Raw genomic sequence first — 14,259 nt, 5'->3', positions numbered from 1 at the left:
GTGCGCTCAGTCTGTAGACCGATTTGGAGCGTAACAATGTTATGTTACACTGTTTTTGTGACAGGAGGGGCATGAATGGAGATTGAGCTCATATCCAAGAAGGAGCTGCTGGAGACGACGGGTATCTCCTACGGCCAGCTCTATCGGTGGAAGAGGAAGCAGCTGATCCCGGAGGAGTGGTTCATCCGGAGGTCTGCTTTTACGGGACAAGAGACGTTTTTTCCACGGGAGCTAATACTGGCGAGAATCGATAAGATTGTAAATCTGAAGGATGATTTATCCCTGGATGAATTGGCCGATAAGCTGACAGGCAAACAAGCGGGTATTGAAATGCGAAAAAGCGAGTTCGCCGCGAGAAACATCGTGTCGGATATGGTGTTGAAGCGCTGGAGCGGCACGGAGAGCGGGAATGAGATCTACGCCTTTCAAGACATGCTTTATCTATTTACAGTGGATGCCTTGCTTAAGGCAGGCGAGATGAGTATGGAGGAAGGGGACGCGCTGATCCATACGCTTCGCGAGCATTATCCTTCCTTCAAGGGGATGCCATGCGAGCTGGTGTTCATCAGACGAATGGGGATCGCTTCATTTGCTCTGATATCCGCTTCTGCGGAATTGTACTTCGACAGCGGTGTGAAGGTGATCGCGCGGGTGGCTATGACGGACTGGGCGGAGAAGCTCATCGAACGATTGGTATAAGGAAAGGAGGATGTACGATGTACAGGGAAGAGCAGCATACTTGGCCGAGAGGCCTGCCGAATCTTAGAATGAACGGGGTCATTCGTGCTGTTGGAGGCACGTATGAGCATGTGCATGTCGATGGCGTCGGACGGATTGCAGGAGATGTGGGGGTTGCTTCTGCGGCCAGGGTGAATGGCGTGTTGACGGTTGAAGGCAGCATGGATACGCCTGAACTGAGGGCTGACGGAAAGCTTAACATTGAAGGTGTCCTTAAGGGGCGTATGATTAACATCAACGGAATCGTGAAGGCGGAAAGCCATGTCTTTGCGGAGTCCATCAAGATCAGCGGCATCCTCAAGGCTGACGGTAACGTGGAGGCAGAGAAGGTTCATTTGCAAGGCGCTTTGAAAGTGGAAGGTCTGCTAAACGCGGGCGAGATGGAGCTGGGCCTCTCTCATATGGAGAGCAGAGCCGGCGAGATTGGAGGAGAGTCGATTCGCGTACGCCGCCTTCGCGGCAGTGGCTGGAAGTGGCTGCTCAAGTGGATCATACCGGGCAGTGAGACAAGATTGGTCGCGCATGTCATTGAAGGTGACGACATCCAGCTTGAATATACGCATGCGGATATTGTAAGGGGACAGCGGGTGATCATCGGAAAAGGGTGCAAAATCGGACGTGTGGAATATCGAGACCAATTAACCAGGCATCCAGATGCCGAGATTGGAAGGGAGGAGAGAACGTATGGCTGAAAAGCTGCATGATGTCAGACTGGTTGGCGATACAGAGTCGCTTGGCGGCCGCTTCGGGCGCGTCCGGATTACCGGCGATGCTATCCTGGCAGGTGATGTGGCTTGCGAAGGGTTTTATTTGACGGGGACTTCGCATATTAAAGGGAGCCTGGATTCCGAATACTTGAAGTTTACCGGTGAGGTGCTGGTAGACGGCCCGATGAGCTGCGGAAGCTTGCGGGGTACAGGTGAGCTGCGGCTGGGGCGGAATTTCCGCGGGAATCAGGTGCGCATGTCCGGGCATCTGACTTCCCAAGGAGCCATTGAAGCCGAGAAGCTGGAGCTGCGCGGAGCCGTATCGGGCGGCAGCGTGAATGCCGGGCAAACGCTGATCAAGCTCTATGGCCCTTCTAGGGTCAGTGAAGTTGTAGGCGGGCTCGTTACGGTTCGCAGAAGCAGAGGCGTTCTGTTCAAAGAGCTGTTCCAGCAGGATTCCATTGCGGAGCTGCGTGCCGGTCTGATCGAAGGCGACCGGCTTGATCTGGAGCATACGGTTGCGGATGTTGTTCGCGGCAATACGGTCCGGATCGGACAAGGCTGCGTTATTGGCAGGGTTGAATATCGCGATTCTTACGAGAAGAGCGGCAATGCCATGGCGCAATCAGAGTATCGCGTATAAAAGAATCGACTCGTAAAGAGTCTGATAGTAGATGAAGAAGAGAGGTCGCGAATTTATGTCTGCATCACAACAAAAAAATCGTCTCGGCATCGTCATTGCCGGACTATTGCTCGCCATTCTGATGGCGTCGATGGACAATACGATCGTCGCTACGGCAATGGGCAATATTGTAGGGGAGCTGGGCGGACTAGATAAGTTCGTATGGGTCACTTCCGCCTACATGGTAGCGGAGATGGCGGGCATGCCCATCTTCGGCAAGCTGTCGGATATGTACGGCAGGAAGCGGTTCTTCGTATTCGGTTTAATTATCTTTATGATCGGTTCGGCGCTATGCGGTACAGCGTCTACGATCACAGAACTGGCTCTCTTCCGGGCCATTCAAGGCATTGGCGCAGGTGCGCTGATCCCCACATCATTCACAATCATGTTCGACGCAGTGCCGCTGGAATCCCGCGGCAAGCTGGGAGGCTTGTTCGGCGCAGTATTCGGCATGTCCAGCATATTCGGTCCGCTGCTCGGCGCCTACATTACCGACCATATTGCATGGCAATGGGTATTCTATATTAACCTGCCGCTTGGTGTGATTGCCTTCTGTATGATTGCTTTCTTTTACAAAGAGTCGCATGACAGGTCGAAGCAGCCGATTGACTGGCTGGGCGCCGCTACGCTAATCGGTGCGGTTGTCGGTCTCATGCTGGGCCTTGAGCTCGGCGGGAAGACGTTCCCTTGGGGGTCTTGGGAGATTATTGGGATGTTCGCGGCGAGCGCTGTTCTGCTTGCGATCTTCCTTTATGTCGAGACGAGAGCGAAGGAACCGATTATTACGTATGGACTGTTCAAAAACCGCGTGTATGCCACGAGCATTCTGACCTCATTCTTCAGCGGTGCGGCATTTATCGTCGCGTCGGTCTATATCCCGATTTTTGTTCAGGGTGTGCTTGGCGGGACCGCAACGAACTCCGGCTTAGTGCTGCTGCCTATGATGGTGGGTTCTGTGGTTACCGCATCGTTCGGCGGCTTCCTGATGACCAAGATTCCGTATCGGAACATTATGGTGTCGACTCTGATCCTCCTGGTCATCGGTACGCTGCTCGTAACGACCTTGTCGCCAGAGTCGAGCCGCCTGCAAGTGACCTTGTATATGATCCTGATCGGCCTTGGCATTGGCGCATCGTTCTCGGTACTCAGCAATGCAGCTATTCACGGCATCTCGACAAGGCAGCGCGGCACGGCGAGCTCGACGCTTACGTTTATCCGCTCGCTCGGCATGACGGTCGGCATTACGGTGTTTGGCATCATCCAGAGCAATGCGTTTACGAATAAGCTGGCGGATGCGTTCGCTGCGGGCGGGGCACAGGGCGGAGGCGATATGGCCTTCGGCGATCCGCGAGAGCTGCTGAAGCCGGAGTCGCGCGCAAGCTTCCCGGCGGAAGTATTGGATACGATCACGACCGCATTGTCGTCGTCGATTACCTTGACGTTCGCCCTGGCGGCGATTCCTGCGGTGCTTGCGCTCCTCGTAGCCTTCTTTATGGGCAGAAGCAAGCTGGACCTGTCGGCCATTGCGAAGGGGGAAGAGGGGCAGCACGCATCCCATTAACATGGGCAATAATTAATGGAGTGAATGAACGGAATGAATATAGAAGGATGAATTAGAGCTCGTAGTGACATCTCACTTGATAAATGTGAATCGGCGAACATGAAGAAATGGCGGTGCCAGGGGTGTTATCTCTGCACCGCCATCTTTGGCTTTTAGTTGTCTTTCACTTTAGAGCGGGGCGTTCCTTAGTTATCTAGCCATTAATTCCGGACAATTCCGTACTTTCGGCGCAATTAGCGGTGTGCGGCACAACTATATCGCCTTATTGGACAGTCCCTTTTCTTTTTTTAAAAAAATATAGGGACCTATGTCATCGCTCTTAGAATCCGTATCCATCACAGTTTTATCAATGGATGTCGCCAATATTCTTGAAGGGAATCAGTTTTGTGTTTGGCGGCTATGCTGGAGGGCTTGGCTTGACGTACCTATTTTGTCATGCTACCGTCTTGATAACATAACGATTGCGAGATGCTGGAGAGGAGCACACCTATGATTAAAGCTATGATTTTTGATTTTGACGGAACTATTCTTGATACGGAGACACCTTGGTTCTATGCTTTCCGAGATGCCTACAAGGAGCATGGCGTTGATCTGACAATCGATCAATATTCGGAGTGCGTAGGCACGAATAACCATACCTTTAATCCTTATGAGTATCTGATGACAGAGCTGGGCCTGCAGATCGACAAGGAGCAATTCCGCTTGAAGATTCATAATGATCACTCTACTCTGTTGGCGAAAGAAGTCGTTCGCGAAGGCATTCTGGATTACTTGAAGCTGGCTAAGGATGCGGGCCTTCGAATCGGACTTGCCTCCAGCTCCGGGCGTGATTGGATTGACCGGCATCTGGATGCGCTAGGCATTGGCCATTATTTCGAGGTCATCTGCACAGCGGATGATGTGAGCCAGGTGAAGCCTGATCCGGAGTTGTATGTGAAGGCGATGGAGAAGCTTGGCGTCGAGCCGGAAGAAGCGATTGCCATCGAGGATTCTCCTAATGGCGCCAGAGCAGCAGTAGCGGCAGGCATGTCTTGTGTAATTGTGCCCAACCCGCTGACGCAGATGCTTACCTTTGACCAAGAAGCGCGTTATATCTATGCAGAGTCGCTAGCTAAGCTTGATTTCCGATCGCTTGTAGGCATGCATGCCGGATAAAATTTTATGGATAGGCTGAGGAGAAGGAAGAGCGTCACCTCGGCCTTGCGATTGCGGTCTGAGTTGCCCATAATAAGGGCAAGGTGTCGTCCGGTGAAGCCGCGATGATCAAGATGGACACGTTGAAGGAGAAGAACCATGGCATCGAAATTAGTAATGAATGAAGCGATCAAGGCTGTCGAGGTATCACTGACGGGTTTGGATGGCGAGCGGATTGGGGTCGTATCCCGGCAGGAAGCGCTCGAGCTGGCGAAGCAGCTGAAAGCGGATCTGGTATGCGATTCGCTGATGAGCAGCCCTCCGCCATGCCGGCTGGTCAGCCGGGGAGCGGCAAAGCAGGAGAAGGACAAGGCCGGCAAGGAAGCCCGCCAGAAGGATGGGCAGGTCAAGGTGAAGGAAATTCGCCTGACAGCAAGCATTGAAGACCATGATTACGAGACGAAGCGCAGGCAAGCGGAGAAGCTATTGGAGTCAGGCTATGGCGTTCTGCTGGTAGTTCGTATTCAGGGCAAGGAAGGACCAGCCGCCAAGGCGCTGCTGGAGGGACTTGCCACCGATCTCAAGGTGAGAGGAACCCGCAAAACTGGCGTTCAACTAAGCGGCAAGCAAGCGGCTCTGGAGCTTATGCCGAAGTAACCGGCCGGGCTCCTGTACGTAGTCATGATTATAACGGCCAATCTTAGATGCTAACCGGGTTATATATGGTTGCAAAGTTCAAGCGGACGTACTGATGATTTTGACGGTTAACTCTAATCATTTGCCATGCAGGCAGCCTGATGATTCAGGCTGCCTTTGTTTACATTGTCATGTAAACGTTTTCTTGATACACTGGGCTGAATCGAACTGTTCAACGAATGAACGATAAGACTGCCAAAAATGAGCTTTGGAGTGGGAACACTTGGGATCATTGCGAAAGCGGTCTTTTTTCGATCGCTGCTCGATAGATTGGGATTGGGAGGGGAATGGGCATGGGCAAAACAAAGCATACCGGGCGGATCAAGCTGCCTAAGAGCTGGGATTCCCGGTTGTGGGTGAGCAAGCGACCCTTCGGGCTCGGTCTTGTAAAGCCGCATCATATTCGCGATACCTTCAAGACGGTATGGGATAACCGCAACAATCTGCCTTACGCTTACCGGATCTTGACGCAAGGAGTATGCGATGGCTGCGCGCTCGGTGTATCCGGGTTATATGATCAGACGCTGGAAGGGCCGCATGTCTGCACGACGCGCCTCAACGTGCTGCGCCTGAATACGATGCCTGCCATCAAGGAGCGCTGGCTGCATGCGGACATCGCGGAGCTGCGGAAGCTCAACAGCGCCGAGCTTCGACAGTTGGGCAGATTGCCTTATCCGTTGATCCGGCGGAGAGGCGAAACCCGCTTCAGCCGATTGAGCTGGGATGAGGCACTGTCGCGAATTGCGGACAAGGCGCGGGCGATTGATCCGAAGGGAATCGCGTTTTATTTGACCGGAAGAGGCATTACGAACGAGACCTATTACGCGGCGGCTAAGGCTGCCAGGGCGATTGGCACGAATCATATCGACAATGCCTCGCGCATCTGCCACTCGCCGTCCAAGGCCGCCTTGAAGCGTTCTATCGGCGTTGGCGCATCCACTTGCAGCTACAAGGATTGGATCGGGACGGACGTGCTGCTGTTCTGGGGCAGCGTAGCGGCGAACAACCAGCCGGTATCGACTAAATATATGTACGCGGCCAAGCGCAAGGGAACGAAGATCATCGTCATTAACCCTTATCGCGAGCCTGCTATGGACGGGTATTGGATTCCTTCTATTGCAGAGTCGGCTTTGTTCGGGACCAAGCTTGCGGATGACTTCTATCAGGTCAGCATTGGCGGGGATATCGCATTCATGCACGGCATCATGAAGTGCTGGTTCGAGATGGAAGAAGCGGCGAGCGGTTCCGCGATTGACCATGAGTTCGTCGGCCGTCATACGAATGGCTACGACGCGCTGCGCATGCATGTGGAAGCTCTGGAGTGGGCGGATATCGAGCGTTCTTCAGGGCTTGCGCGCTCTCGTATGGAGGAGCTGGCTCGTCTGCTCGCTGGCGCCCGCTCGGGCGTCTTCGTATGGAGTATGGGATTGACGCAGCATCGCTTCGGGACGGACAACATCTCTCAGGTTGCCAACCTGGCTTTGCTGCGCGGTTTTCTGGGCAGAGAGCATTGCGGGTTGATGCCGATTCGCGGGCATAGCGGCGTACAGGGTTCTGGCGAAATGGGGGCGGACCCGTTCAGCTTGCCGGGAGGGGAGATGAGCTCGGCGGAGGATCGTGCCAGAATCGAAGCGGTATGGAAGTTTCCCCTGCCAGCGTGGCAAGGGGATATCGTCGGCGTGTCGCTGGAGAACGCATTGCTGCCGGAGGGGCATGAGAGCAAGCTGCGGCTGTTCTATACATCGGGCGGGAACTTCCTGGAGACGATGCCGGACCCGCTGCATGTCCAGGCCTGTCTGGAATCGGTCGAGCTGCGTGTGCATCAGGACATTGTGCTGAACAGCTCGGCGCTCGCCGACGCCGTAGAGGACGTTGTGGTGCTGCCGGCCATGACCCGTTATGAACAGCCCGGAGGGGGGACGTCGACATCGACCGAACGAATGGTCTACTTCTCGCCGGAGATCGAGGGGCCGCGCATTGGCGAGGCGCGGGCGGAATGGGACATATTCGGCGAGCTTGCCGAGCGTATCAACAGGGACAGGGGAGCGCTGGCCCGCTTCCACAGCGCGGAGGATATCCGCAGGGAGATCGCGGCAGCCGCGCCTAACTATGATGGCATCCAGCTCCTTCGCAATCGCGGTGACGTCTTCCAATGGGGCAATGCTTGGCTGTGCGAGGGAGGTTCTTGTCCGACTCCTGATGGGAAAGGGCAATTGATACCGATCTTGATTCCCGACTTGCTGCGGTCAGCGGAACGAATATATGCGACCACCCGGAGGGGCAAGCAGTTCAACTCCATGATCTATGGCGAGAAGGACAGCTTCAACGCCGCGGCCCGGCATGACGTGCTAATCAGCAACGAGGATGCCGGCAGGCTGGATCTGAAGGATGGGGATGATATCGTGGTGCATAACCGCCACGGCCTTTTCCATGGCCGCGCGAAGCTGGCTCCGGTCGCGAGCGGCAATATTGAGCTGTATTGGCCGGAGAGCAATATGCTGTTCAAGCGGGGTGTCTATGAGCCCCATGCCGGGATACCTGAATACAATGCGTCAGTTCAAGTAGAACGGGCGGACAGATACCATGCGCATAAGGATACGCGCTACGCGGAGCAGACGGTCGCCGAGCTGGATATGGAGCCGCCAACTTGACCTAAGGGGGACTGACGTATGGAGAGAGGCAATCTATCGGTATGGGGAGCGATGCGGTACCGTGTCGATACGGGGCAATTCGAAGCCATGGAGGATCAGATCGCAACCGAATATGCGCTGACGGTCAAGCTGGATGGCGAAGAATTTGCGACGGTCGTCTGTTCTCCAACCTATCTTCGCGAGCTTGTTTATGGTTTTCTCGCATCCGAGGGGATGATAAGGGAGTCGGCTCAGGTGAAGCGGCTGCATATCGACGAGGGTAGCGGTTACGCCTACGCGGAGCTGGCTGGCAAGCCCTCCATGGCGCGGGAGAAGGTGTCGAAGCGGTTCATCGGGAGCTGCTGCGGGAAGAGCCGCCAGTTTTATTTTCACAACGACATGCTGACTGCGCGCACGATTATGACCAGAGGGACGTTAACCCCGGAGCAATGCATCTCGTTCATGGAACAGCTTCAGAATAGCTCTAGCGACTTCCATAGCTCAGGGGGCGTTCATAATGCCGCGCTCGCTGAAGGAGAAGGGCTTCTGGCCGTTATGACGGATGTCGGCCGCCATAATGCGCTGGATAAGCTGTATGGTCATTGTTTGCTGCAGCGAATCAGCACGGTTAACAAGGCGATTGTGTTCAGCGGAAGGCTGTCGTCGGAGGTCGTGTTGAAGGCGGCCAAGATGGGCTGCGGGATTGTGCTTAGCAAATCTGCGCCGACCGACCTGGCGCTTCGGCTGGCTCATGATCTGGGCATAACATGCGTGGGCTTTATCCGCGGCCGTCAATTTACGGTCTATACGCATGCTGAACGAATCGTTATAAACCATTCATTACCTTGACACTATAAAAGGGATTGGGTATGATCTTCCTATTGAAAATCATTATCATTTAGTCCCACTGACAAAATAAGGGCAGAATTGGAGTTTATAATGTTAAGACGTTTTTTCTCGTATTATAAGCCGTACAAACGGCTGTTTTTCCTCGATTTTACCTGTGCGGTTATTCTCGCTGTGCTGGAGCTGGTGTTCCCGCTTGCGGTCGGATATGTCGTGAACTCGTTGCTTCCTGACGAGAACTGGGGGCTTATTGTTGCCGGTTGCGCTGTGCTGCTGGTTATTTATATCATCAATACGCTCTTAAGCTACGTAGTCACCTACTGGGGGCATATGCTGGGCATTAACATTGAGACGGATATGCGGCGCAAGCTGTTCGATCATGTGCAGAAGCTGTCCTTCCGTTACTTCGACAATACGAAGACAGGGCATCTGCTCTCCCGGCTGACGAATGATTTGTTCGAGATCGGCGAGGTTGCCCATCACGGACCGGAGGATATGTTCATCGCAGCGATGACGCTGATCGGCGCATTCGGCATTATGCTGTTCATTCAGCCGGAGCTGGCGATCATGACGTTCATTATCGTACCGGTTATTATTTGGCTGGTGCTGTACTTCAACAAACGGATGACCAAGGCATCCAACCGCCTCTTCACAGACATGGCCGACTTCAATGCGCGCGTAGAAGATACGGTGGGCGGCATCCGCGTTGTGCAGGCGTTCGCGAATGAGAAGCATGAAGGCAAGTTGTTCAAAGGCAATAACATGCGTTTCCGCGAAGCGAAGCTGATCGCGTACAAGATTATCGGCTTGAACGCTTCGGTCTCCTACATGTTAATGAGATTGGTACAACTGTTCGTGCTGATGGCAGGCGCGTATTACGTTTTGAAAAAAGGAATGCCATACGGTGACTTTATGACATTCGTCTTGCTGACGAATATTTTCTTCAAGCCAATTGAAAAGATTAATGCCGTTATTGAAAGCTATCCGAAAGGCATTGCGGGCTTTAAGCGTTACGTGGAGCTGATGGATACGGCACCGGATGTTGCGGATTCGCCGAACGCGATTACGGTTGATCGTCTGCATGGCAATATCCGCTACAAAGACGTTACGTTTGGTTACGAGGGTGAATCCAAAGTGCTGCAGGGCATTGACCTGTCCATTCGGGCAGGAGAGACCGTCGCCTTCGTCGGTCCGTCTGGAGCGGGTAAGACGACACTTTGCAGCTTGCTGCCAAGATTCTATGAGGTTGAAAACGGCAGCATTACGATCGACGGACTGGATATTCGCGATATGAAGCTGGAATCGCTTCGCAAGGGAATCGGCATCGTGCAGCAGGATGTATTCCTGTTCTCGGGTACGATTCGGGAGAATATCTCTTATGGTAAGCTAGGCGCTGATGATTGGGACATTCTGGAGGCGGCAAGACGGGCAAGGCTGGAGGAATTCATCGCATCCTTGCCCAATGGACTGGATACGGTCATCGGCGAACGCGGCGTGAAGCTGTCCGGCGGCCAGAAGCAGCGGCTAGCGATCGCAAGGATGTTCCTGAAGAACCCGCCGATTCTGATTCTGGACGAAGCGACTTCGGCACTGGATACAGAGACGGAAGCGGCGATCCAGCAATCGCTGGCAGAATTGTCGGAAGGACGTACGACGCTGGTTATCGCGCATCGTCTGGCCACGATCAAGAACGCGGATCGCATAGTCGTTGTGACAGAGAAGGGCATTACCGAGCAGGGCCGCCATGATGAGCTTGTTGCGGCAGGCGGCATCTACAGCCGCTTGCATACAGCGCAGTTCGGCAGAGCATAGGCTGTGAGGCGGGTGTAACCACCTAACCCCATGTCGCTTATTCCGATGGATTGGCTTCAGTCTGGCATAGGTTATGCGTGATGTGGAATCGGTGAATGACAAGTTGAAAAGCATATAGAGAAAGGGCGAAGCAGGAGGTTAATCTGCTTCGCCCTTTCTTGTACTGCCACCATTGTGAGCTCCAGTGCAGCAACCAATTGCAGCTTGTACGGTTAACCGGCTTGTTTCTTAGGGCTTGGCGGTGCAGTGTGGCTTGCATGGGGTGCTGCAGCCGTAATGCTATGCCCGGTTCGCTCGTCGGCTGGTTCTGCTGCAAGGAGCCTATTAGGGGGAATCATGAAAAAAGAAAACCAGTCGCATGAGCCTTGGGCTAGCGACCGGTTCTCTTTATGCCGTTTATATCCTCGTTCTAAGCTTTGGCAGGCAAAATGATTTTTTGACCCGGGAAGATCAGGTTCGGGTTTTTCAAATGGTTAAGGTCGCGAAGCGCCTGCCAGGTTGTACCGTGCTTGCGCGCAATGCCCCATAGCGTGTCGCCTTTCTTCACAATATAGACAGGCTGCACTTCCGGGTTAGATTCTGGTTTTGGTTCTGGCTTAGGCTCAGGGTTTGGCTTTGGTTCAGGTTGCGGTGTTGCAGTTCCGGGAGCGGCATATTCCTTGATGCGGCCTTCAACCTTCGGGTCCGCGGAACCCAATTCCTGAATATAGGCGATAAGCGCCTCATCCAACGAGCCGTACATACCGGCCTGCGGATATTGGCCGAACATGGTGTATTCATCCCCGCCTGCTGCAAGGAAGTCATTCGTCGCAATCGTGTATTCCGCTTGGAGGTCTATTGCTTTGCTGCCGACCTTCAGATCATGCACGCGCGAGCCTGGAGCCGCAGCGGGATCAATCTTGAAGCTCATCCCCCCGACCTGGGGGAAGGCTCCTTTGGCGTTCGGGTAATCGGAGACGCCATTTTCCAGCGCAGACTTAATATCAGCGCCTTTCACCTTAAGCGTGACGATCTGGTTGCCGAATGGGAGAACGGTAATGACTTCTCCCTTCGTAATGACGCCTTGATCGATGGATGCACGAATGCCTCCGCCGTTGGTCAGAGCAACATCCGCCTTAGTGACGAAGAGCAGGGCATCCGCAATCAGATTGCCAAGGTTAGTCTCGCTTGCGCGTACTTTCTCGCGGGCACCTTCGAGAGCTACGGAGGTGTTGCCGACTTTCTCTGCCAATATGACTTCCTGTGCCTTAATGATTTCGGCTACTTTGGCTGTAACGGATTCATTCGGTGTGATATTGGCGGAGTCTTCCTGATTGATCAGCTTCGCTTCACGTTTTGTTATTTTGCCATCCTGCAGCCAAATATCAACGACGCCGACATGCTGCGTATATTCGCCTGTGCTGACGATAAGCGTATCGTTATCGGACAGAAGTCCTTTCTCCAGCAGAGTATGGCTGTGGCCGTCTACGAAAAGATCGATCCCTTTCACGGCTTTGACGACCTTGAAGCTGTTATCCTCGCTTGATTTGTCCATGCCCAGATGTCCCAGCGCAATAATAAGATCCGTTTGATCCTGCAGCTCGTCGACGATGGATTGCGCTTCTTTGACCGGATCGGTGAACGTGATTTTTTCGACGTTTATCGGATGCGTCTTGTAAGCCGTCTCTGGTGTGGAGAGACCGAAGATGCCCACCTTGATGCCGTCAATCTCTTTGATGATATATGGCTTGAAGATCTGATCATTCTGTTTGTCTCTGACGTTGCCGCTAATAACGGGGAACTTTAGGCCTTTTGCCAGTTCCAGCAGCCTGTCGGTTCCATAGTTGAACTCGTGGTTGCCCGGTGCCATGGCATCGTACCCCATCAGGTTCATCACATCGGCGACGCTTTGCCCGCCTACTAGAGTGGCGAACGTTGTGCCGTGAATCGCATCGCCTGCATCGAGGACGAGCGTATTCGGATTGGCTTTGCGATAGCTGTCGAAGATACCGGCTACCTTGGCAAATCCCATCTCGGCTCCGTTTTCGATTGACCGTGCGTGCATGTCGTTCGTGTGTAAAATGGTCAGATGCTTGACGCCTTGCTCCGTATTGCCCTCTGCCGCCGCCCCGCTTGCAAGCCCCAGCACCAAAGCCAGGCTCAGCACAGTGGACAGCAGCCAATTCCATGGTTTTCTCATGAACGAATCATCCCTCCATCGCCTATTTGTATAGTGTGAATATTGGAACAGGGAGATATTCGGCGGCGCGGTTTGGAAATCCTGTACCGAAAAACTAAAGGTTTTGTAAAACAATAGAGGAGAGGTTCTTATTCAAGGGCTCCAAGGGGGGAATACTTTCGAATCATGCTAAATGTAAAAACGCCGCAATGAGTTTGCGGCGCTTCATATTTTTGTGCGGAATTGGAAAAATGGTAATGGGCCAGTAGATACTCACTTGATGAGTATGCTTGCCCTGATCGAAATCGTTTATAGCAATCTTGTTAAACGTTCGATTCAGCAGGATTAAATCTGAAATGCGCGCACCGATGCTTTGACCAGTGAGATGAACTTCGGACGCGTCTCATTGGCGACTTTGACCACTTGTTCATGCGTCAGCGGCTCCAGCTCGTCTCCGATCGCCATGTCGGTAATACAAGTGATCCCCGCTACGCGAATGCCGCAATAATTCGCCGCAATGACCTCAGGTGCTGTGGACATGCCAACTGCATCGGCGCCCCAACGGGCCATCATTGTAAGCTCTGCAGGCGTGCAATAGGTAGGGCCGGTAATGCTTACATATACACCTTGCTGCAGCTTGATACCCTGCGATTGGGCTTGCTCGGCGATAACGGCGCGAAGCTCCTTGTTATAGGCGCCCGACATATCCGGGAAACGCGGGCCAAGCTCGGCAATATTTGCCCCGATAAGCGGGTTGTCGCCGGTATTGTTAATATGATCGGTAATCAGCATCAGATCGCCTGCCGCGAACGCGCGATTCATGCCGCCTGCTGCATTGGTGACCAGCAGCGTGCCGATGCCGAGCTGCTTCATCACATACACAGGGAAGACAACTTCCTTCATGCTGTAGCCTTCGTAGTAATGGAAGCGACCCTTCATCACCAGCACGGTTTTTCCTTCCAGTTCTCCAATAACCAACTCTCCAGAGTGTCCCTCTACGGTTGATACCGGGAAATGAGGGATGTCTCCGTAAGGAATGACAATGGCATTCTCTACTTCGTCAGCCATAACCCCAAGGCCGGAGCCGAGAATCATGCCGAGCTGCGGCTTGGATGACAGCTTGCTTTCGATATAGGCTGCCGCTTCTTTTATTTTGACGAGCATATTGTCCATATGTAAAATCTCCTTTGTGTATAGCCGGCTACCGGACTGACCGGTCGCGGCAAATATGGGAATGTGAGGCACCCTCATAATAGCGTAGAGAAGGGGCAAAGTAAACCTCAGCTTCCTGCCGC

Annotated in this window: 11 protein-coding genes; 9 read left to right on the top strand and 2 right to left on the bottom strand. The window is 53.5% G+C overall.

Annotated features, from left to right (window positions below; all coding sequences use genetic code 11):
• Positions 1 to 75: 75 nt before the first annotated feature.
• The 9 genes from D3P07_RS23390 to D3P07_RS23350 all read left to right on the top strand — a co-directional run bounded on the left by D3P07_RS23390 (position 76) and on the right by D3P07_RS23350 (position 10,806).
• On the top strand, positions 76 to 699 hold the full coding sequence (locus D3P07_RS23390; RefSeq protein WP_119802843.1) for a YhbD family protein: 624 nt from the start codon (positions 76 to 78) through the stop codon (positions 697 to 699).
• Between the two features lie 17 nt (positions 700 to 716).
• The gene (locus D3P07_RS23385) at positions 717 to 1,430 is read left to right on the top strand and encodes a hypothetical protein (protein WP_119802841.1); all 714 of its coding nucleotides are present in this window, start codon (positions 717 to 719) and stop codon (positions 1,428 to 1,430) included.
• Complete coding sequence (locus D3P07_RS23380; RefSeq protein ID WP_119802839.1) at positions 1,423 to 2,088, top strand: hypothetical protein; 666 nt, start codon at positions 1,423 to 1,425, stop codon at positions 2,086 to 2,088. The genes D3P07_RS23385 and D3P07_RS23380 overlap by 8 nt, the downstream gene beginning before the upstream one ends.
• Positions 2,089 to 2,143: 55 nt before the next feature.
• A complete protein-coding gene (locus D3P07_RS23375) occupies positions 2,144 to 3,688 on the top strand; it encodes an MDR family MFS transporter (RefSeq protein WP_119803015.1) in 1,545 nt (514 codons plus the stop codon).
• A 489-nt stretch (positions 3,689 to 4,177) separates the two neighbouring features.
• Positions 4,178 to 4,843 carry an HAD family hydrolase gene (locus D3P07_RS23370; RefSeq protein ID WP_119802837.1) on the top strand — a complete coding sequence of 222 codons (666 nt, stop codon included), beginning with the start codon at positions 4,178 to 4,180 and terminating at the stop codon, positions 4,841 to 4,843.
• A 138-nt stretch (positions 4,844 to 4,981) separates the two neighbouring features.
• Positions 4,982 to 5,479: a translation initiation factor IF-3 gene (infC, locus tag D3P07_RS23365; protein WP_119802835.1), complete on the top strand. Its 498-nt coding sequence runs from the start codon at positions 4,982 to 4,984 to the stop codon at positions 5,477 to 5,479.
• Positions 5,480 to 5,811: 332 nt separating this feature from the next.
• Positions 5,812 to 8,169 carry an FdhF/YdeP family oxidoreductase gene (locus D3P07_RS23360; protein ID WP_119802833.1) on the top strand — a complete coding sequence of 786 codons (2,358 nt, stop codon included), beginning with the start codon at positions 5,812 to 5,814 and terminating at the stop codon, positions 8,167 to 8,169.
• Between the two features lie 18 nt (positions 8,170 to 8,187).
• Complete coding sequence (gene fdhD / locus D3P07_RS23355) at positions 8,188 to 8,997, top strand: formate dehydrogenase accessory sulfurtransferase FdhD (protein WP_119802831.1); 810 nt, start codon at positions 8,188 to 8,190, stop codon at positions 8,995 to 8,997.
• Positions 8,998 to 9,087: 90 nt separating this feature from the next.
• Entirely contained in the window at positions 9,088 to 10,806 is a 1,719-nt protein-coding gene (locus D3P07_RS23350) for an ABC transporter ATP-binding protein (protein WP_119802829.1), read from the top strand.
• Positions 10,807 to 11,215: 409 nt separating this feature from the next.
• Here D3P07_RS23350 and D3P07_RS23345 read toward each other — a convergent pair whose 3' ends face one another.
• Both D3P07_RS23345 and D3P07_RS23340 read right to left on the bottom strand, forming a co-directional pair.
• On the bottom strand, positions 11,216 to 12,985 hold the full coding sequence (locus D3P07_RS23345; protein WP_119802827.1) for a 5'-nucleotidase C-terminal domain-containing protein: 1,770 nt from the start codon (positions 12,983 to 12,985) through the stop codon (positions 11,216 to 11,218).
• Positions 12,986 to 13,309: 324 nt separating this feature from the next.
• Positions 13,310 to 14,137, bottom strand: a complete 828-nt coding sequence (locus tag D3P07_RS23340) for a purine-nucleoside phosphorylase (RefSeq protein WP_119802825.1) — start codon at positions 14,135 to 14,137, stop codon at positions 13,310 to 13,312.
• Positions 14,138 to 14,259 lie beyond the last annotated feature (122 nt).

Origin of the sequence: Paenibacillus sp. 1011MAR3C5 (assembly GCF_003591485.1) — a bacterium.
Classification (GTDB): Bacteria; Bacillota; Bacilli; order Paenibacillales; family Paenibacillaceae; genus Pristimantibacillus.
This window is presented reverse-complemented; position numbering and strand designations above follow the sequence as displayed.